This window comes from Marinoscillum luteum (genome assembly GCF_044005705.1).
GTDB lineage: Bacteria > Bacteroidota > Bacteroidia > Cytophagales > Cyclobacteriaceae > Marinoscillum > Marinoscillum luteum.
Genome location: NZ_JBIPKE010000019.1, coordinates 258502 through 279884 on the forward strand (window position 1 = coordinate 258502; position 21383 = coordinate 279884).

Sequence of the window (21383 nt, forward strand, 5' to 3'; positions counted from 1 at the left end):
CAGGTCCATTTGGCCAAATGGCCATTAACTCAGTCCAGTTGAATGGGTTTTTCGGAATAATACTTCTTCAACACAAAAAACGCCTTCTTCTTGACTCCCTGATCTGAGATCAGTCCCTTTCTGTTAAAGAAATCCTGAATGTCTGGCAGAGGTCTCCTGGCAGAGTAAAAATCCATCAAAATCCAGGGGGTAGTTCCGCGCAGAAACGGGATATTCTTAAGCATTTCTATATTGTATTTGTATACGTCCTCCTGATACTCCTCCGTCCAGCGTTCCTCTGGCAGGCCGTGCAGCCCCTGCAAGGCACCTCCACCAAACTCACTGATGACCAAAGGCTTGTCATAGATCATTTTCCACTCTACACCGGCACATGACACTGGCGTGCCACCGTACCAGCCACAGTAGTTGTTGATCCCGATGACATCTAAAGATTCGCCCAGGGCATCATCAATCACACGATAGCCGTCCTCAGAGTGCGGCTCCAAAGCACCTGTCAACAGGCGCGTGTTGTCATAGTCACGGGCAGAAACAACCAGTCGCTTCAGAAAATCTGTGCGTGGGTCACTGATGGGTGTCTCATTGGCCACAGACCACATGATCACCGCGGCTCTGTTTTTATCTCTGGTGATCATCTCCCGTAGCTGGTTCTGAGCATTGTCAAACACCGACTGATTTTCCCAGTCTATGGTCCAGTAGACGGGTATCTCCGACCACACCATGATCCCCATTTGATCCGCCAGCCGCACCATGTCTTCATTGTGTGGGTAGTGCGCCAATCGCACAAAGTTGCAACCCAGATCACGGGCCCAATTGAGCAAGGTTAGACACTGCTCCGGAGCAATCACCCTACCACCTGTGAAGGCCGCCACTTCATGGATGGAGATCCCTTTCAGAAATACCGGCTCCCCGTTCAGCAGAATGTCATTGCCACGGGTTTCGATCGATCTGAACCCAATCTGATCCTTCACCTGGTCGTCCCCCGATGTGAGCGACACTTCGTAAAGCTTTGGATTTTTGTCAGACCACAGACTCAGTTTGGTTTTGAAACTTACTTTGGCCAAACCAGTGGCATCGGGAGTCAGTGTGAGCTTCACCCTGGCTTCCGGGATTTCCAATTGCACCTTTTGGGTCAATTGCGCTCCGTCCAGTTGCACCCAGCCTTCTACATCGGTCTTGCTCCCTTTTTTGAGTTGTATGGCATAGTCCCTGATAAAAGTCTTCGGTACTTCCACCAGCTTTACCGAGCGGGTGATCCCCCCGAAATTGTACCAGTCACTGTTTTTGGTAGGGATACTCTCACTTTTGCGTGTATTGTCCACTTTCACCACCACAAAGTTTTCACCTGCCTTCAAAAGATTCGTTACCTCAAAATTGAAGGGCGTGAACCCCCCGATGTGCTCACCTATCTTCTCGCCGTTCAGGTACACTTTGGCGTCATAATTCACCGCCCCGAAATAGAGGAAAGCACGCTGATCTGATGGCTCATAGATAAAGGACTTTTTGTACCAGACCGTGCCCTCATAAAAGAACAGATCTTCCCGCTGCGTGTTCCAGTCACCTGGTACGTTGAGCTGTCCTGATTTATCAAAATCATATTCGATCAGGTCACTGACGGTTTCGGGTTTCTGATCCTTGAAATAGCCATTGGGGTTAACCTTGTACCGATAATTATAATACCCGTTTTCCATCGGGTCTACTATGTATCGCCACTTGCCATCCAGGGTCATGGCCTCACGGTTTGTCATATTGGTCAGTAACGGAGATTCATTCTGTGCTTGTACATTGAGCAACATGATGCTACAAAGAGCGGCCATACAGGTCTTAAAGAGGATTTTCATATCGAAGGGTTTTTTAAAACAAAAAAGAAAAACAGGACACAAAAAAAACTGCTCTCAAGCAGCTTTTGGTGAGTTATATCCAGAGGCTAAAGATACTCAGGGTGCTCACAAATCTGGGCATCAATCGTCCCAAAATGGTCAATTTTTGTCCTTTTGATTTAGTTGGTTTCTTTCACTACCCATCGTTTGTGATCATGTGTAGATTACATAAGTTTGAAAAATGAATCCGAGAACCATCAAGTATCTGAGTACACTGGGCGTCACCGTGGTAATGGCACTGAGTGCCGCTTACTTTTACAAGACCTGGCAAAAAGGTGAACCACGATACTATTTTCTGATTATGGCCTTTGCCATAGCGCTCCTCCTTTCCTATAGTCTGTTTAAGAAAAAGAAAGATTAAACCTCCAACATGAAGCGATTTCTAATCATTCTTCTTGCCATGGGCATATTGTCGGGTTGCGATAAAGAAGAGCCGGCCCCCAATACCCAACTGGAGATTGCGGTACTTGATGCTGAGGGTAATGGCGCTTCAAACTCTGAGGTTAATGTTTATTTGTCTTTGGCGAGTTTCCTGGATCAGGAGTCCCCGATTGCCAACGGTCTTACCGATGCTACCGGTGCGATCACATTTTATGGGCTTAAACCAAAACAGACGTACTATATTGATGTTAGGCGAGTGAATGCAACCAACTGGATCAGTCAGATTACTTCTCCTTACATAGAAGAAGGCATGAATACCTTCTCAACGGTCATCTCAGAAAACTGGTACAGCAACCTGAGCAATGCTGGCGGAATTTCCTGGTCTCCAAAATATGTATTCATAGATGATGTCTGGTACATATACAATGACTGTTTCAACGATGATCAGTATCTGTTTAAGAAAAACCTCAAGATGTCTTACCGCAATCACACCAAGTGCAGCGCCTCCGACCCGGATTTTTACACAGGAGAGTGGTTTGGCACGGCCAATCAGGTAACCATTTATTCTGATCTTGAAGGTGACACAGGACTATCCTTCAAACTGGTGGAGTCCGACCCTGCTTATTTTTTAGGCGAACTGAGAATTAATGGCGGCGAGCTTTTACTGGTCAGGTTTGAAAAAATGGGTATCTGATGTGAAGTTCGACTGAACTGTCGGAGAAAATATTGGGGTTAAATTTGAACAGCATGGCATTAAATGGAATACCTTTAATGGAATACCATGACACTTCAAGCGATTAAACCATTCGTATTTCTATACCTGATGGCCTCATTGACCGCCTGCAATGAAGGAGAGTTAATGTCCGCCGCTGAATTGATCATAACCGTTGAAGACGCACAGGGCAATAAGGTTACCACCGCTGAAGTCTACCTTTATGAATCTCTGACCGCCTTTCAAAATGAAACTTCATCAGTAACTGCCGGCCTGACCAACACCGCAGGGTACCTGCAGTTAAAGAATCTCTCCCCCGGTCAGATATACTATTTGGATATACAAAAAGGAAGTGCCTCCAATTGGATTCATCAAACAACTTCTGTGGTCATTCAGGAGGGCTTGAATGAATTCACAACAATTCTGACAGAAAACTGGTACAGCAATTTAAGCAGTGTTGGTGGCAAGGTTTGGTCCCCAAAATTCATATTGCAAAATGAGCAATGGGTTCAGTATGACGACTGTTTCAACGATGATCAATATCAATTTTATAAAAATTTTGACATGGATTTTCGAAACAACACAAAGTGTGTAGGATCAACCGAAGACTTTTTCACAGGACAATGGTTTGGCAGTGCCACCCAATTGTCAATCTACTCAGACGCAGCGGAGAGCGCCGGACTTTCTTTTAAACTTCTTGAGTCCAGCCCTGATCATTTTGTTGGCGAACTCAGGGCGACAAGTGGACAATTGATCACCGTATACTTTGGAAAGACCAACGGCTAGGAGGACGGCGACCATCTCAAAAAAAGAAAAGGGGTCAATGACCCCTTCTCCCCTAAAACAAAAATACGAAGTATAACAACCAGCCAGATTATCTCTCAATGAGCATTCTCCGGCTTATCTTCTGGTCTCCGCTTTCTACAGTAATCACGTAGACCCCAGCTTTCATTCCTGGGGAAAGACCAATTTCTGTAACTTCTTTTACGAGCTCCTCTGTCAAAATCACTTTTCCGGACAGATCAGTTACCTTCATCACCCCTTGATGAAAATCAAGGTTTCGCAGGTCTATTTTGAAAAGATCAACTGCTGGGTTGGGGTAGATCAGGAAGGATTCCTCTAGGGCTTCCAATCCATTAGACTCTTCAGCCATTCGCGAGCCTGAAACACTCCCCCAGGTGAAGGTTTCCCAGCCACCAATGGTCGCTCTGTTGCACATCATCCCTGAGGCACCATTTTCAGAAGACACATATTGACCATTGAATCCTTTCAAAGCCACGGCATTTCCACCAAGGGATACCCACTCAAAAGCTTCCCAGCCACCTACGGATGGTCGGTCGCAAAGCATGGCAGCGGCGCCATTCATAGAGGACACGTACAGATTATTGGTGCCCCGCAAGGCTACCTTGCCATCTGGAAGACCTACGACGGTAAACTGCTCCCAGCCACCTACTGACCCCCGGTTACACATCATCGGGTTCTGGCCATTCTCAGAAGACACATACTGATTGTTGCTACCACGTAGCCAGATGGTCTGTCCGGTGGGTGCGCCATTTGCCACTGGGGTAATCTTAAACCAGTTGAGATTGAAACCACCAACCAGAATACTCAAGCCAAGTTCCTGCTGACCTGCTGGTAATGTCACCGTATGTGAAATGGTCTGCCAGGTCTGCCACCCACCTGTCGCAGAGACTGCTTTGGTACCATAAGAAGCTCCTCCTCCGAGTTCCTCCAGCTGGAGGGATCCACCACCATTCTGACTGGCTACACGATACTCCACCGTATAATCGCCTGAAGTGGGGATGTCCACCCGATAGCCCAGCCAGTCTCCGGCGTCCGTCCAGCCTACATTCTGACCACCACCTGTATCGGAGGTAGTCTCTGTCTGGATACCGGACATATCGCAATAGGCCTCTGCCTGAATGGCTGCGCTGATACTCTGAAATGATCCGGTACATCCACCAGGTGGAGGCGTGGATCCGCCGGTACAACCGCTTGTCCAGGGGGCAGGCAGATCCTGAGTAACCGCAGCAATGGTATTGGTATTGGGGATACAGTTTTGGAATTTGATGCTTTCGAGTACGCCAGCCATGGCTGAGGCACCGTCTGTCGGGTAACTGCCCCCTATTCGCATCAAAGCCGCATTGGCTCCCACATCATGCCTTTTGTAGGTCCAGTGGCACCAGCCGATGCCTTCCTGATCCAGTTTGTCTATATTTTGACTCAACCATTCATTGGTATTCTCACCAGTCTCCCCAATCCATACCGGCACTTGGTGATTGTTTCTGAAAGCCACCAGGTTGGCCATTCGGTTGATCTGATTCGGATTAGAGTCAGACACCCAATCATCCGCAGGATCTATCCAGTACCGATGCGCATTATAGACCAACCCCCAATTGGGCGAAAAGGTAAACGGCTCCAGGTAATCGTAGTTATTTCCCCAGCCATTACCTTCCACCATGATCATGTGGTTATCACCATTATCACGAATGGTGGTAATCAGCCGCTGCAGCAAGGCATGAATGGCCTGTCCGCCTCCGGGTACATTATTAGGCTCATTGATGAGGTCGTAAAATGCGATGCGAGGCTCGTTGATGTAACGCGCGGAGATCCTGTCCCAAAGCCTGTTGGTCACATCCTGAAAGACCGGAAACTGCCAGAGGTTATTGTCATGAAAGACATCCGCAATGTTCTTATCCGAACCCTGTCCACCTGGAGCCGCATGCAGATCCAAAATCACGTACATGCCGTTATCGGCACACCAGCTCAGCAGGTTGTCGATCACACGGTAGCCTTCCAGGTTAGGGTCATTGAACAGTTGATCATTATCATGCCAACTTTGAAGCGAATTCTTGTAGGTATCATGACCAAAATTGAGGTCGGTGATCACATTGTTTCGCACGGCACGCTGGGCACTCGACAAAAACAGCTCATAATGCATTGGCAGACGCACACTATTGAATCCCAGCGAGGCGATATAGTCAATGTCTGCCTTGGTAATGAAATTGTCCCGCCAGCTTTGATAAAAAGCCTCCACCTGAGCCATGGATTGACCTTCATTTAAATATTGCAGTTTCATCTGCCACTGGGTGCCAGGGCAGCCCGTACACCCTTGAGGGTTGAGCATATAACCCTCCTGAAGCGCCCAGTTGCCCAGGCCCACAGCGCGTAGGATTACCGGCTGGTTGGTTTCAGCGTTGACTATTTGGGTGCCCGAAGCCTCCAGCCAGCAGCTTTGGCCGAAGACAGAACTTTGGGTGATGATCATCAAAATGGCGATTATAAGAAACCCGAGCTTACGAAGCCCGATCCCTTCCGGGATAGAGCCTCTTTTTTCATTTGGTAGGTTAGAAATATATTTCATGGTTTTTTTGGTTGGTTGAATGGTTGGAATAAGAATCAGGCAGAGCAGCAACTCTCATCAATTCCCTGTGCCTGATTTCATGACGATTTAGGGTTCATCATTCAATGATGATTAATGGTGATAGATAATTATTATTGAGAATCAGACATTGAGCAGAAAATCCCGTTTACCGCCGCTGGCCTGATTCAATTAGATATGAAGAAGTATGTAAATCATAAGATTCTTTCTTTTTAGTAAGCCAGTATTTTGTTAGGTGCCAGAGTGGATGGGTCGGACAATCAGGAGGTTCAGCAATGCATGGCGCACTACTCTCCTTGAATTGATCATTTGTAGAATTGAGTTTTCCACGATACATCTTTTAGGTTGATTTTATATTCTCCAACTTCACTTCTCATCTACATACTTCTCACATTCGTAGGGAAGTGCTACTCTCACACCTACATGGTCACTGAGTTTTGGGCCCTGTTGAATCAGGAAAGTGATAACAAAAAGGAAGGCAGAAACTCCGGTAGAGTTCCCACCTTCCTACTAAATGGTCAATTAATCTTCAGCGAACATAGAAACATTGTCTATGACCACCCCTCCAGCGGGGAATGTAATCCCCCCTGCTCTGATCGCTACGTAATATGTTCCGGCAGTGAGTGTGATGGTACCATCACTACTACCACAGTTGTTATCTCTCAAAGATCCCGAATAGGTCGCCTGTGCATCGCCACAATCCCAGGTATTTACTGCCAAAACCACAGTAGCGCCAACCTCGGCATTGTAATCTTGATCTGCTACCGGCTCAGTATCTCCTACCCAAACTTCAGCCCAGAACTCATCTGCAGCATCGGTAGTGATATCCAGGTCAAAGCCATAGGTGCCTGCCTCCACTGTAACAGCCTGCCATGCACCGCCATGAGCTTCTCCACCCCATCCGGCGTCCGGATTAACTTCACCAATAGTCAGAACCCCGGAAGCTATGGATATATCGGCATTCGCATTCACATTAAACTGCTGCAAAGTCCACTCAGAATCATCATCGAATGTGCCATTTTTAATTTGGTTTTGAGGCTCTGCGTCTTTTACTGTCACTTCTTTGGTAGCCTCATTGGATCCTCCTTCATTGGTCGCAGTTAATTTTACCGAATAGGTACCCCCTGCCGAATAGGTGTAGGTAGGATTCTCCTCAGCTGAGGTGCCTGCACCATCACCAAAGTCCCAGGCAAAAGTCTCTCCCTCCAGGGTGGTATTGGTAAAAGTTACAGAAAGGGGATTTGTCGCATCTACTTCAAAGCTGAAGCTCGCACTAGGTGGAGCAATGGGCTCTTCATCCTCAGTACACGATACGGTCACCAGTGCCACCAGTAAAGCAGCACTCAAAATTCTAAAATTCTTGAAAAAAATTCTCATGTTTATAAGGTTTAAGTTGATCTTGGTACGTTTATAAAATCTTTTTTACCTGGTTGAATGTCTTGCTTTCGGTAATGGAAAAGCGGCTTTTAAGCTCCCCAATATTCACTTCATACTCTCCCGCCTCTACGGTCCAGGACAAGTCCCTGGCCACAAAGGCCACATCCCGGGCACTGATCTCAAATGAAACCCTGGTGGTCTCACCTGGTTTGAGCGAAATCTTCTCAAATCCACGCAAACGCTTTACATCTGGCGTGACGGATGCAAACAGATCCGAGATGTAGAGCTGCACCACTTCTTTGCCCTCCACATTGCCCACATTGGTGACGGAGACCGAAATACTAAGTGTTTCGTCCGGGTCGATTGACCCCCGTGAAAACTCCATGTCGCTGTAATCAAACTCCGTATAGCTCAGCCCAAACCCAAATGGGTATTGCACCGCAAAGTCAGACTCGTAATCATACATTCCTTCCATCTTATTCTGCTCCTCTGACGGCTTGTGATCATAGGTAACCAGGGTATTTCCAAACATGGGATAGGTATAGGGCAGCTTGCCACTTGGGTTCACTTCGCCGAAAAGCACAGCGGCCAGAGCATCGCCACCATAGTTGCCAGGAAGGTAGGTTTGCAACACTCCCTGCATCTGGTGTTCGATACTACTGATCAGTCTGGGCCGACCTTCATTCAGCACCAGAATGACAGGCTTACCCGCAGAGGCTGCGGCTTTGGCCAGGTTCAGCTGGTTGGCAGAAAGGCTCAGGTCATGTAAGTCGCCGGGTTTTTCAGTATAGCTATTCTCTCCCAGACAGAGCACTACATAATCCGCCCTTTTCGCAGCGGCAATCACCGCATCCAGATCTTTTACTTCGTCCTCCCAATACTTCCCCTCATGATTATAAGCCACACCTTCCACAAACTCTACATTGGAAGCTCCGGCTTGTGATTGTATGGCCTCCAGAATGGTATGATAGCTCCCTGCAAATTCTTCTACTTTTTCTCCTTGCCAGGAGTAAGACCAGCCACCATTGAGCGTTCGCATGGAATGAGCGTTTGGTCCCGTTACCAAAATTTTGGAGCCTTTTCTCAACGGAAGAATTCCGTCATTTTTCAGGAGGGTAATGGCCTCAGATGCCACATCATACGCAGCAAGTTCAAAGTCTTTGCTCCCAAAATTCGGATAATCCGCAAGGCTCGTTACTGGTTGTTCAAACAGCCCCAGCTCATCTTTGAGTGTGAGAATTCGGCGCACAGCGTCATCAATACGCTCCATGCTCACTTCTCCCTCTTTCACCAGCTCTACCAGATAGGTACAAAAATCGTAATCATAAGGGATCATAGACATGTCAATACCCGCATTAATAGCCATTTTCACCGCTTCCTTTCGGGTGGCAGCCACCTTATCACGAAAGTGGAGGTTGTCAATGTCTTTCCAATCGGTCACTACTACACCCTTGAAGCCCAGTTCACCCTTTAAAAGGTTGGTGATAATCTCCCTATTGGCATGCACCGGAATACCATTGATGATCCCGGAGTTGATCATTACTGAATGAGCCCCAGCCTCTACCGCAGCCTGGAACGTTGGCAGGTGTCGCTCACGAAGTTCCATTTCAGAAATATGTGCCGGTGTTCGGTCTTTACCGGTATATGGTACCGAGTACCCAAGAAAATGCTTTAAGGTGGAAGCCACCTTGGTAGGCTTGGAGACATCATTCTTTTGGCCCTCGTATCCCTTAATCATCTGTTTGCCCATCTCTGAGGCGAGGTAGGTGTCTTCACCGAATGTTTCCCACATCCTCGGAAAACGAGGGTCACGCCCCAAATCCAGAACCGGCGAAAAATTCCAGGGAATCCCTGAAGCACGTGTTTCGTATGCAGTGATCTCTGCCCCCCGTCTCACCAGGTCTCTGTTCCAGGTGGCAGCCAGTCCAATCTGCTGTGGAACAAAAGTAGCTCCTGCTGTGTAGGTTGTTCCGTGGATGGCGTCAATTCCGTAAATAACCGGAATACCAAGTCTCGATTGGTTTACCGCAATGTCTTGTATTTCAGAGACTATGGCATTCCATTGTTCCGGAGTACGTGCACGGTTATTTGCAGTATTGAGTATAGAACCTACCTTATGGTCTAGTATGGCTTCCTTAACCAATGTTATATCTAGTTCCAGTGGCTCATTACTGACATATACACTTTCTCCTTTGGTGATCACATCCAGGGTCACCTGAGCCATCTGGCCTACTTTCTCCTCAAGGGTCATTTTAGCCAAAAGCGCTTCTATTTTTGGTGTAGGCCGTGTCAAAAACGAGGCCTCCATCAATCTGCTGTCAGGATTCTCACAGCTCAGTATTCCTGAGAATACCACCACAATCAATAAATACTTTCTAAACATTATACAATGAGTTTTCTGTGTTTACACACCTTTCATCTTTGCAACTGGTGCAACGCCTTATTCGAATTAATTTGAAAATATGGTGGTGCCAAACACATCGGGCACCACCAGTAATACCTGTTAGTTGAGCTCCACGAGCTGTGTATCATCTATGGTCACTCCCGATCCAAGGTTACCATCCCAGCTTCCTACCTTTATCAGGAAGTACACGGTACCTGCTTCTTCAAAAGAGGTGTCCCCGCCAATTTCAATTCGCCCCTGTGTATAATCGGTTCCATCAGAAGGCTCTGTGGTATGTACATAAAACTCTATCCAGGAACCAGTAGCTCCGGGATCAACTACCGTGGCTTTGAGCCGGTATTTCTGCCCCGCTTCTACATCCACAGCTTGCCACACCCCAACGTTGGTCTGTGCCGGTTCAGAACCGTTGGTAAACTTCATCACACCATCCACAAACTCAACAGTGGTGAGGGTCAGCCCTACGTTAGTCACAGTCCATACATTTTCATCCTCCATGTTACTCCCCACAAGGATATTATCTCCCTCCACAAGTGGGGTAGTATCAAGGCCAACCAAGACGACATCATCCAATATCAACCCGGTGGTTCCGAGGTTTCCGTCCCAGCTACCTACTTTTATCAGCAGATAATAAGTACCATCCTCGGCAACACTCACCTTTCCATCGCCTATGCAGGAAATAGCTGGTAATTTACCATCGAAGGCATCGCCACCACAGCCTGTCCAGGTATTGAGTCCGGCAATTGGTGTGGCACTTGGATCCACTCCTTCCTGAGGCTCTTCATCCAGAAGTAAAACCTCCACCCAGGAGTTGGTCATCCCTGACCCGGAAGCTGATGCCGAAAACTGATAGTCAGTTCCTCCTGTGAGCTCAACTTCCTGCCAAACCGCAATATTGGTTTGGGCCACCTCAGTTCCATTGGAGAGAATCAACTTGCCGTCACTAAACGTGTAGGAAGTCATAGTACTTCCTGTGGAGGTAAAAGTCCAGGCACTCTCGTCGTCCATCTCACTACCCAGGAGCACATTCACCCCGGTGGAAGCATCCGCCTCCACAGTCACCTGCTGCTCGGTGGTCGACTGACCTCCGGCACTCACCACAGTCAGGCTGACGGTATAGACTCCTTTACTTTCAAAAAAAGCGGTATCTGTCTTGCTTCCTGTGATTACAGTACCATTGCCCAAATCCCATTTATAAATAAATGCTCCTTCTGAGCTACTCTCGAGCAGGTAGGTATTTCGCATCTCCGATGTAGAGATGTCCGTGATGGTGAATGCAGCCTCTACGATTTCACCCAAGCTCAAATCTTCGTCTTCAGGAAAGCAGCTTGTCAGCAACATCACCAGCACTCCTGAGTATAATATTGATCGTATAATTTTCATAAACTATTCTCTTTAAGATTGTGAAACTGAGCCCGGCTGGCGCCGGGCTGTGCTCTGTATTTTTTAGTAAGCTGGATCCTGCTCTAGTTTAGTGCCTGAAAAGTCCAACTCAGACTGTGGAATAGGCAAGGCATCATGCTTCCCATCCTCATATCCACGGGGCCCCAGCTTCTCAGCAGCCATGCCCCATCTCACCAGATCAAACCATCTGTGGCCTTCTCCCGCAAGCTCGAGACGTCTCTCAGCAACGATGTTTTCGAAAGTGGCAGGCACAGGTGTCAGACCTACCCTGGCTCTTACAGCATCCAGTAGCAGCTGTGCACGGGCCACGTTTCCTCCGCCTCTTACTAGTGCTTCTGCCTCCAATAAGTAGGTATCAGCCAGTCTGATTTCATATTCATTGGTGCCAAAGTTGATTTCGAAAGGCACTGTTCCGTCGGCTGTTTTCTCCTCTTCTTTACCTGCAAACTTGGCCAGGAAGTAGCCGGTATTTTCATGAGCGTGGGTATAAGAAACTATCCCCAATTGCTCCAGGCTATCGATATTTGTGATTGTGGTAGCATATCGTGGGTCGTACACACTTCCCTGCACAAAAGCATCTACCAAGCTCTGAGTTACCGTATTGAAACTCCATCCAGACACGTATGTTGGTGCCTGAGAAGGGTCATTGATCACATAACCCCGAGGTGCCACCATGATGCTCATGGGGTTTCCTTCGGTACAGGCTATACAGCCCCAGTTTCCCTGTGAGGTAGAGTTATGGCTGATTTCAAAAATGGACTCAGAGTTGAATTCATTGTCCAGGGTAAAAAGATCAGCATAGTTATCCACCAGGTCATAACCAAACTCATTGGCCCCACCAGGTGTACCGTTGACTTTAGCCAACTCTGTGGCAGCAGGTCCAAATTTATCCTGCTGAAGATATACTTTGCCCAGAAGTGCCAAAGCAGCGCCTCGTGTAGCACGACCTGCTTCTTCCATTCCGGAGATCGTACCAGGCAGGAGATCAATCGCCTCTGTCAAATCTTCCTCTATGAGCGCAAAAACGGCAGCCCTGTCTGAAGACTCTACTTCGAATATTTCGGAAGTTGGGATGGGAGCCGTGATCAATGGAAAGCGCTCAAACAACCTAACCATGTCAAAATAGTAATAGGCACGGAGAAAAAGCACCTCACCCATGTAGCGATCCTTGAGTGCCTGAGACATCTCGATATCCGGAAGCTTTTGGATCAGAATATTTGATCTGAAAATTCCAGAATAGTTTCGGTTCCAAAATTCACCCTGTGGGCCGGTAACCGGATCAAGGGAATAGTCATCCCAAACCTGCATGGCGTTGATATCAGTGGGACCACCACCTCCAGCGAAGAAATCATCCGAGGCGGCATTCAGACAACCAGTCTTCACCACAAAGCCGTTCGTCCAGCCAAGTGGATCGTAGGCTGCAACTACTCCATTGAACGCTTCCTCAGCATTTCTATAGTAATTCTCTTCGAGTGCAGTTCCCTTAGGCTCTACATTCACGAAACTGTCAGAGCATCCTGCAAACAGGTGCATGGCGCCTAAAAGAATCGATATATTGATATATTTTGTTTTCATAATTGTATCCTTTTACTACTTAAAATCCAACATTTAGACCTACCATGAAAGAGCGGGCTTGCGGGTAGATCCCACGGTCAATTCCAAAAGAACCTCCACCGATTTCCGGATCGTAACCGGTGTACTCAGTGAATGTGAATAGATTCTCAGCCATCACGTAAAATCTGGCCTTACGCACCTTGATGTTGTCCAGCAATGACTGAGGGAGTGAATACCCCAACTGAACAACCTTCAGGCGGAAATATGAACCGTTTTCGATATAGAAATCCGATGCATATTGGAAATTCTTATTAGGATCATCGTCTGTGAGTCTTGGGAAGTCATTGGACGTGCCCGGACCTGTCCATCGGCCCAATGCTGCCGTCTGATAATTGGCGGCATTAATATCCAACCTTCTGAGTCCCTGAAAAATCTGGTTCCCCTGTACTCCCTGACCAAACACCAGCAGATCGAAACCTTTGTAGTCCAATTTGATGTTCACACCGTATGTCCAATCCGGAATTGGGCTACCCAAAAAAGTACGATCCTCAGGATCTATGTCGCCACTTCCGTCACGGTCGGCCCATTTAAAATCTCCAGGCTGAGCATCCGGTTGAATAAGCCCTCCTTCGTCATTTACATAGGCGTCAATCTCACTTTGGGTCTGGAAAATACCCAGACGCTCATATCCAAAAAATGAGTTGATCGGTTGACCCACAGCCATTCTCGCCATGGCACCCATGTTCTGCACACTTGTGGTGTTGTAAAACTCCACATCACCCAGGTTGGTCACCTTATTCTCTACGTAAGAAGCATTAGCGCTCACGTTTAGGTTGACATCACCAAGACTTTTTCTGTAGCCCAGTTCTATTTCCACACCCATGTTTTCCATGTCTCCGATGTTGGCATATGGGTTACCAATGACACCAGTGTACCTCGGAATGGGCTTGGTTCTCAGGATATCAGTAGTCTCTTTTCTATACCAGTCCGCATTCAACGTGAAATCGTTGAATAGTGTAGACTCAAAACCAATGTTTAACTGACTGGTCTGCTCCCATCTAAGGTCTGGGTTGGCCGGCGCATCCGGGCTGTACCCATTTACAGAGGCATCTCCATTCCCAAAAGTATAGTTACGACCCGAACCGATGGTAGAAAGGAACCTGAAATCCCCAAGGTTGTCGTTACCTACCACACCATATCCTCCACGTACTTTCAGGAAGTTGATAATCTGGTTTCTTTGCCAGAAACCTTCATTGGAAGTGACCCAGCCTATGGACGCTGAGGGAAATACTCCGTACTTGTTGTTCGCCCCGAACCTGGATGATCCGTCTCTCCTTACCACTGCTGTGAATAGGTACTTCTCATCAAAATTGTAATTCAATCTGGTGAAAAGCGAAGAAACAGTGTGAATCACACCCTCACCAGCACTTGCCGTGATATCGTCGGTAGTTACGTTGTAAATAAAAGATGCATCATCGTAATTATCTACCGGGATATTGGCTTTGGTTACCCCAAAACTATAAGTCATGTTATCCTTATAGGCTCCTTGACCCACCAGTACTGTAAAGTTGTGGCCGCCAAGAGATTTGGTGTAACTAATTGTATTTTCTACGTTCCAGTCAAGTCTTCTGTTCAAACCTCCACTTATTCTGGCCTTGTCAAGGTTCTGATTGGTAGCACTTAGGTAATAAACCGGCGTAAAGTCCCTGTTACCATAAAATGCCATTTTTGCACCCATGGTGGATCTTAACGTCAATCCGTCAATCGGCTTGATTTCTGCAAATACGTTTCCAATAATATTATCAGCATAGCCATGATTTCCCAAACGCGTCTGTGCATATGCCAAAGGGTTGAGCATTTCCTGCTGCACGATATCCGAGATGCCATATGGTCTGCCCTGTGCATCTCTCACCACCGGGTTGTTGGAGTATGGAGGTGCACCTGCCACAGTGGGATCAGTAATGACCACTGGCGTAATGGGATCCAGGTTGATGGCTGAACTCAGGGGTCCGCCAAACTCACTATTGGTGTTACCCAGACCTATGGACTCATTGTGCGCATAGCCGATGTTCTCTCCTACAGTCAACCACTTCTTAAGATTATGAGTTGAGTTTAATCTTAGGTTGGTTCGTTTGTATTTCGAAATTTCTGTTGATACGATCCCTTCTTGCTCCAAATGGCCAAAAGAGAAATAAAATGTGGAGTTCTCATTGCCTCCACTCAAGCTTAACTCATGGTTTTGGCGCTTAGCTCCGTTGTTAAAAATTTCCTCTTGCCAGTCTGTGCCCTCTCCGTAAGATGCAGGATCTGCAAAGCGAGGAGCTTTTCCATCAGCGAGTAGTGCCTCATTTCTTAGTGTAGCATACTCAGTAGCGTTCAGCAGATTCAGTTTTCTGGCTGGGCCAGAAACTCCATAGTAGCCATTGTAGTCGATGTTCATTCTGCCTGACTTACCGCTTTTGGTAGTCACCAGAATCACACCGGCTGCCGCTCTGGCTCCGTATATTGCCTGTGAGGCCGCATCTTTCAATACTTCCACAGAGGCAATATCCGATTGATTTAGGTAGTTAATACCGCCATTGTCAACCACTACTCCATCCACTACCCACAACGGGTCGTTGTTATTGAGAGTGGTTATCCCCCTTATGCGAATAGTAGATCCTTCACCTGGCTGACCACTATTGGCTGCAATAGTCACACCAGAGACACGGCCCTGAAGCGACTGACTGATATTGTTCACAGGCAAGGTCTCCAGGTCCGAAGCCTTTACACTGGAAATGGCACCAGTCACCACGCTTTTCTTTTGAGCTCCGTAGCCTACTACTACTACTTCCTCAAGCGACTGGATGTCCATCTCAAGTGCCACATCAATTCTGGTCTGCCCAGCCAGGGAAATTTCCTGAGTGGTGAACCCCACGAAGGAGTAAACCAAGGTTGCATATTCTGTAGGTAATGTGAGGGTATAATTACCTTCAGCATCTGTAATTGTACCATTAGATGTACCTCGTTCCAAAACGGTCACACCAGGTAGACCCTCTTTGGTCTCAACGTCCGTCACAGTACCGGTCACTCGAATATCCTGAGCATATGCCATGCTACTGAGTACCGAAAGGCCTAGTACGAGTAAGAGCCGGTTGGTGCTCTTAAACATGTGTAAAATTTTCAATCTCATATTAATACGGTTTATTAGTAATGGTTAATTGATGGAAATTCAAAATAATCCTCGGATAATCAGAAAATCCTCAATACCAAATATATAATCCTCATTTAGTGATATTCATTTTCATCCTTCGCTTTGATTACTTCACCTTTTCCAATGCCTCGTCATAAATACTTCATTTCATATAAATGATTATATATCAGTAATTTATAATTTCAAAAAATGAGGAAAATTGGCAATTTATAAGCCCTTACACAGAGAATATTGTTAAATGTCATATTGAAATAATACAATATTGGGTGTTTAGAGTCATTTTAGCCTAGTGCGGCTCCGCCAGCAGACCCCAAGTGAACGCAATAACCGCCTACATCATAGAAAACCTTTGTCCCGATATCAATTCATCCAAAAAAAGAGGCCAAAAACTCCCTTAATTTGAATGAGAGCACATCCGCATGTCAGAAAACTGCCGGAATGGTATTTTTCGAAGGGCTGATTTAGGCGATTGGTAACCATCACCCTGCTTTATGTCATCCCATAAGTGTTCAAAACTTCTGTTCGAGGGGAGTATATTGTTTGTGTACAAGCACATCACCTCTATTGACTTTCGTAGGATCACCCATGGCACAAAAAAAGCTGCTCATATTGAGCAGCTTAAGACAGGTTGGATTGGTTGATTTTAAATTATTTGATGATGAGTTTTTGCACTTCCTTCATGTGTCCATTACTCATATAAATCAAATAAACACCTGAAGAAAGTCCCTTTAAATCAATTTTGGAAAGGTTCTGCCTATAAGCCTCGCGAAGTTCCCACACCACCTCACCACCCATATTTCTAATCTCCAGTGAAATTGGGCCAGCGGCATTTTGCAGATCGATAGAAATGTAGCGAGGGGTTGGATTAGGGAAGAGTCTTGCCCATGCAGGAACCTCTAAGCCTAGCGGATCAATTAATTTCTCTTCCCGCTCAGTGAGGATATCCAGCCAGTTGAGATTGAACCCACCACTTACTACTCTGAGGGTTAACCGGTGATGACCCGAGGGAAGTTCAAGAGAATCCTCTAGAGTCTGCCAGCGCTGCCAGGCTCCAGTGGATGGAATGACGATGGTTTTGATAAAATCTCCATCCATCATTAAATCAACCCTCCCATTTGCGGTACCGGCTACTCTCAGATCAAAAGTGTACCACCGATCAGCTGGCACCTCTACCTGATATGACAAAGAATCCCCGGCATCCAAATATCCCACATTCATCAGTCCGGTCTCGTCTTGAGTTAGCTCCAGTTGTATACCCGACATTGTTTGATAGTACTCTGCTTCAATCCTCGAGGGTAAGGTGACGAAATCAGCAGGATCATGTACCGGCATATTCACATAGAGCTGACCAAGCTCGGTTAATTCCCCATCTCCTGCCAGAAGGGCGATGTGTGGCCCATATCCACGCCCTACAAACCAGGCATACCTGAAGACATCCGGGTCATTTTCCATCTGATCCACTACGTTGATCAGATAACTTTTTTGTTGGTCTTCAGAAATATCATCCTGATCCCAACACGCTATTTCAGTTACCCAGATGGGTCGGTTGTATTTCTTGAACAAATCAAGGTACCAGTCGAATCCGCCACAGCCATACCAGTGAATAGCCACGTAGTCCACCTGACAATCCTGGCAGGCTGCAAAAAAATCATCGAGATATACGATGGGGTCAGAATAAGTGGTTCCGTTTTCACTCACACAGTTACCGCAATAGTTGACCGCAGGGCCGATGAGTTTCAAATCAAATCTTGAAGCGAGCTCCTCCAATTCGGGCCACTTTGCTGCAGCTTGTGAAGGCGTCATATTAGCCTGATCCTTAAAGTTGGGCTCATTAAATCCGAGCAAATACTCTACCTCGGGATTGGCTTCAAGAAAATTAATAGTCTCTGTTTTGTTAAAATCCCCATTCCAGGCCATGGGCACATAGGCCACTCCGGATTGCTGATAAGTATCCCGAACCCCTGCATCGGGCTGATAAAACCAATTATACCACCAACTAACCCCCGGAGCAAGGGCTTCCAGGTCTTTCTGGGAATGATACCCATACCCAAGCCCTCGTTTCTCGCTCTTCCGCTGTGCGTAACCGGAGATTGAAACAAGAATGATCAGAGAAACCAAGGTGCCCAATTTTTTCATGATTACCTCACCATCACTTTTGATTCCAGGGTTCCTTTTTCTCCGCTTACTTCGATGACATACAAACCACCTGGCAACCCAGAAATGTCAATACGCTCCTGGCTGTGTACTTCCTGCTTTTTGAAAACCAGCTGACCAGACAGATTATGAATTGTGACCTGAAGAAGGCCACCAAGTCCTGGGGCATTGATCATCAGAAAATCATCCGCAGGGTTCGGGTAAAATGTCAGTCTCCCAGGGGCCTCAACTCCCAAAATCTCAGGAGCTGCCGTGAACCTAAACCAGTTCATGTTGAATTCAGGATCCAGAATTTTCACTTTCAGCCTTCCACGACCCTCCTCCAGCGTCATCTGAGCGCTCACCGTTTCCCATGTTTGCCAGCCCCCTGTCACCGGCACATCCACTTGCGCCTCGTTGAGCACATTACCTTCTTTGTCAAGCTGCTGAAAGGCCAATTTCCCGGAATTATTATTACAGGCAATGCGCACATCCAAATCATAAACCCCAGAGAACTGTACGTTTACCAGGTACTCGAGGTAATCTCCCGTACTGGTGTAGCCAATATTTTGGCCCAGCCCAGTGTCGGTAGTGGCTTCCAGCTCCAGCCCAACGTTCACTTCAAAGTCTTCGGCCTCAATCTTTCCGGGAATGGAAAAATGAGCAGGAAGCTGATTGTCCACAGGTAAATCGGAAAATGCTTCTAAAGAAGTGCCGTCCTGAGCTTCCAGGTTGGTTCCAGTGTAGCTCAGCAGGATCACATTATCATCTCCCAACGTTTCACTAAGCTTGATCAATATCTGAAACTCGCTTTTATCATTAATCATCACCTCACTGGGTGTCAGGTCTTCACCATCTACAGAAACAACAAACCCGGCACTGGAAATGGATTCCTGCTTTACTCTCTTATTAAGGTTTAAAAGAATGGATTCATCATCATAGGTGGTGGACGAAAGGGCCTTAAAATCAAGCTCAGACAATTCACCGGTCAAAAAAAAACTGAGATAGCTGAAATTGAATCCCCCTTTATCAATATGAAATTGAATGGATTTGGTGCCCGACTCAAGGGCCACATTCTCAATCACCTGATCTTTCCACACCTGAAAGCCTCCGGTAGCGGGCAGTTCTACTGGCCCCGAAATGTCCACACCATCCACCTCGAGATGAATAGATCCGGCAGCCTGGCCCGCATAGCGAACAACTACCTGATATGCCCCTGAAACATCTACCTCCACGGTATATTGTAGCCATTCACCATCTTCAGTCCACCCCACATTGTAGCCATTGGTCACCTCTTCTGAGTCAGCTATGGGCTCAATGTCCACACCATCATTTCTATAAGCCCAACCACTGTTCCAGGCTGTATACTCACCCGTACTTCCGTGGTAGTTGGCAGATACCTTATCGTAATAGGCATATTCATTTCTACCCAAATCATAGTCCGTTGCCTGAACGACAGTGGCCTGCCCTTCAGTAAGTCTATGCGTCTTAAACGGTTTGGTATCCAACGTATGAGGCTGACGAATTTTGGCATCTACCACATCTTTGTGATAAAGGGTATTTTCCAGTTTAATGTCCTCCGCCAGTTGCATCAAGCCTGCCAGGGCCACTTCCTGTGAGGGTTTCGCCCCTTCGCCGTTCCAATATTTAACCACCGCCCTGTAATCATCATTATACGGCACTTCCAGTGGGTTATTAAGTCCCAGTTTTTTCAGAGGCCACCAGGACCAGCCTATGCTGTTATCTTCCAGCAACTCGATACAATCCGTAAACCATTTATTGGAATTCTCACCTGTTTCACCCAACCAGATGGGTACGTTTCGCTCCGTTCTCATATTGAGCATTCCCTGGATGTCTCCCTGGGTATTTCCATTCCAGTATTTGTGGTAGCTAATCACGAGGTTATCATCCCAAAGGGTGGGAAGGCCTGAGTAGTTGTTTCCCCAGCAGTTACCTTCTATTACGATAATGTGATCAGGATCTACCTCTCGGATGGCAGCAGTCACCTCTTTTTGCAAATCCCACAGTAATGTATTCTGAGACTCAGCGCACCCATTAGGATCCGAGTCGTGATTCTGAAATCCCCAGTTGGGTTCATTAATAATGTCATAGGCCCCGATCATAGGTTCATCTGCATAGCGTTCGGCCAACTTTCTCCATAATGCCACCATCTTAGCTCGATTGGCTTCACTCTCCCACAGCGATGGCTTGGAGGGATCATAGTCACTAATGTCAGCATTTTCGCCTTGCCCACCGGGCGCAGCATGCAAGTCCAGGATCAGGTACATATTGTTAGCCTTACACCATTCCAGTAACTCATCGGTCATTTCGAAACCTTTATCTATCCAGGTGATTTCTCCGGCCACTGGCTCCTCCTCTATAGGAGGTGTAAAAAGCTTATAGTGCATAGGCAAGCGGATCATATTATAGCCCCACGTCGCCATGGAGTCCACGTCGATCTTACGGGTATGATTCGCCAACCAGGCTTCATAAAATTGTTCCTTACTTTCTGCGCCGACCAACTCTTCTATCCGTTGCTCCAGCACGTGCTGAGCTCCCGAGGTTCCGAGCATATAGCCCTCCTGTAGCATCCATCCACCAAGGCCAATGCCACGCCATATGACCTCATTCCCTTCACTGTCAACAATCTTCTGACCTTCCGTATGCAGAAGCTGAGCAGATACCCAGTGCCCGAAAACGAGTAGAAAACAACACAGCACTCCTATTTTGAAAAAATATCTCATTTGTAATTTTGATTTTTTAAACGCTAAATTTGATTGCCCTATTAATGAAATCATAATATCCAATCGATTTCATTAACAATTATTCATTTCAAAAATACTTTTATAGGATATACAATCTGGAAGTATTTGATACACTATAATTACATCGGGAGTTGTCAGTCGTACATCAGTACTACGCCACATGTTGATACTCGATTGATTATCAGAGTGTTTCGCCTTTAATTT

At 46.7% G+C, this 21383-nt stretch carries 12 protein-coding genes; 3 read left to right on the forward strand and 9 right to left on the reverse strand.

What is annotated here, in order from left to right; translation table 11 throughout:
• Positions 1-29: 29 nt before the first annotated feature.
• Positions 30-1838, reverse strand: a complete 1809-nt coding sequence (locus ACHKAR_RS16200) for a glycoside hydrolase family 2 protein (protein ID WP_395418445.1) — start codon at positions 1836-1838, stop codon at positions 30-32.
• A 220-nt stretch (positions 1839-2058) separates the two neighbouring features.
• On the opposite strand from ACHKAR_RS16200, the gene ACHKAR_RS16205 reads away from it, so the two are divergent.
• From ACHKAR_RS16205 to ACHKAR_RS16215, 3 genes are all read left to right on the forward strand, one after another.
• Positions 2059-2238, forward strand: a complete 180-nt coding sequence (locus tag ACHKAR_RS16205) for a hypothetical protein (protein ID WP_395418447.1) — start codon at positions 2059-2061, stop codon at positions 2236-2238.
• A 9-nt stretch (positions 2239-2247) separates the two neighbouring features.
• Positions 2248-2952 carry a hypothetical protein gene (locus tag ACHKAR_RS16210; RefSeq protein ID WP_395418448.1) on the forward strand — a complete coding sequence of 235 codons (705 nt, stop codon included), beginning with the start codon at positions 2248-2250 and terminating at the stop codon, positions 2950-2952.
• An 87-nt stretch (positions 2953-3039) separates the two neighbouring features.
• Positions 3040-3756, forward strand: a complete 717-nt coding sequence (locus ACHKAR_RS16215) for a hypothetical protein (protein ID WP_395418450.1) — start codon at positions 3040-3042, stop codon at positions 3754-3756.
• A gap of 88 nt (positions 3757-3844) precedes the next feature.
• On the opposite strand, the gene ACHKAR_RS16220 is transcribed toward ACHKAR_RS16215, so the two are convergent.
• The 8 genes from ACHKAR_RS16220 to ACHKAR_RS16255 form a co-directional block, all read right to left on the reverse strand.
• On the reverse strand, positions 3845-6334 hold the full coding sequence (locus tag ACHKAR_RS16220; RefSeq protein WP_395418452.1) for a carbohydrate-binding protein: 2490 nt from the start codon (positions 6332-6334) through the stop codon (positions 3845-3847).
• Positions 6335-6874: 540 nt separating this feature from the next.
• Positions 6875-7729, reverse strand: coding sequence for a PKD domain-containing protein (locus tag ACHKAR_RS16225; protein ID WP_395418454.1), 855 nt, complete (start codon positions 7727-7729; stop codon positions 6875-6877).
• Between the two features lie 31 nt (positions 7730-7760).
• Positions 7761-10112 (reverse strand): glycoside hydrolase family 3 N-terminal domain-containing protein, encoded by a 2352-nt coding sequence (locus ACHKAR_RS16230; RefSeq protein ID WP_395418456.1) that lies wholly within the window; start codon positions 10110-10112, stop codon positions 7761-7763.
• Between the two features lie 120 nt (positions 10113-10232).
• Positions 10233-11513: a PKD domain-containing protein gene (locus tag ACHKAR_RS16235; RefSeq protein ID WP_395418458.1), complete on the reverse strand. Its 1281-nt coding sequence runs from the start codon at positions 11511-11513 to the stop codon at positions 10233-10235.
• A 63-nt stretch (positions 11514-11576) separates the two neighbouring features.
• Positions 11577-13109: a RagB/SusD family nutrient uptake outer membrane protein gene (locus ACHKAR_RS16240; protein ID WP_159583083.1), complete on the reverse strand. Its 1533-nt coding sequence runs from the start codon at positions 13107-13109 to the stop codon at positions 11577-11579.
• 19 nt (positions 13110-13128) lie between these two features.
• Entirely contained in the window at positions 13129-16260 is a 3132-nt protein-coding gene (locus ACHKAR_RS16245) for a SusC/RagA family TonB-linked outer membrane protein (RefSeq protein ID WP_395418459.1), read from the reverse strand.
• Between the two features lie 669 nt (positions 16261-16929).
• Entirely contained in the window at positions 16930-18417 is a 1488-nt protein-coding gene (locus ACHKAR_RS16250; RefSeq protein ID WP_395418460.1) for a glycosyl hydrolase, read from the reverse strand.
• A 2-nt stretch (positions 18418-18419) separates the two neighbouring features.
• Positions 18420-21158 carry a carbohydrate-binding protein gene (locus tag ACHKAR_RS16255; RefSeq protein WP_395418462.1) on the reverse strand — a complete coding sequence of 913 codons (2739 nt, stop codon included), beginning with the start codon at positions 21156-21158 and terminating at the stop codon, positions 18420-18422.
• Positions 21159-21383 lie beyond the last annotated feature (225 nt).

Excerpts from the sequence above, each read along its gene's own strand:
- ACHKAR_RS16200 (WP_395418445.1), bottom strand. The coding sequence starts at position 1,838 with ATGAAAATCCTCTTTAAGACCTGTATGGCCGCTCTTTGTAGCATCATG.
- ACHKAR_RS16205 (WP_395418447.1), top strand. The coding sequence starts at position 2,059 with ATGAATCCGAGAACCATCAAGTATCTGAGTACACTGGGCGTCACCGTG.
- ACHKAR_RS16210 (WP_395418448.1), top strand. The coding sequence starts at position 2,248 with ATGAAGCGATTTCTAATCATTCTTCTTGCCATGGGCATATTGTCGGGT.
- ACHKAR_RS16215 (WP_395418450.1), top strand. The coding sequence starts at position 3,040 with ATGACACTTCAAGCGATTAAACCATTCGTATTTCTATACCTGATGGCC.
- ACHKAR_RS16220 (WP_395418452.1), bottom strand. The coding sequence starts at position 6,334 with ATGAAATATATTTCTAACCTACCAAATGAAAAAAGAGGCTCTATCCCG.
- ACHKAR_RS16225 (WP_395418454.1), bottom strand. The coding sequence starts at position 7,729 with ATGAGAATTTTTTTCAAGAATTTTAGAATTTTGAGTGCTGCTTTACTG.
- ACHKAR_RS16230 (WP_395418456.1), bottom strand. The coding sequence starts at position 10,112 with ATGTTTAGAAAGTATTTATTGATTGTGGTGGTATTCTCAGGAATACTG.
- ACHKAR_RS16235 (WP_395418458.1), bottom strand. The coding sequence starts at position 11,513 with ATGAAAATTATACGATCAATATTATACTCAGGAGTGCTGGTGATGTTG.
- ACHKAR_RS16240 (WP_159583083.1), bottom strand. The coding sequence starts at position 13,109 with ATGAAAACAAAATATATCAATATATCGATTCTTTTAGGCGCCATGCAC.
- ACHKAR_RS16245 (WP_395418459.1), bottom strand. The coding sequence starts at position 16,260 with ATGAGATTGAAAATTTTACACATGTTTAAGAGCACCAACCGGCTCTTA.
- ACHKAR_RS16250 (WP_395418460.1), bottom strand. The coding sequence starts at position 18,417 with ATGAAAAAATTGGGCACCTTGGTTTCTCTGATCATTCTTGTTTCAATC.
- ACHKAR_RS16255 (WP_395418462.1), bottom strand. The coding sequence starts at position 21,158 with ATGAGATATTTTTTCAAAATAGGAGTGCTGTGTTGTTTTCTACTCGTT.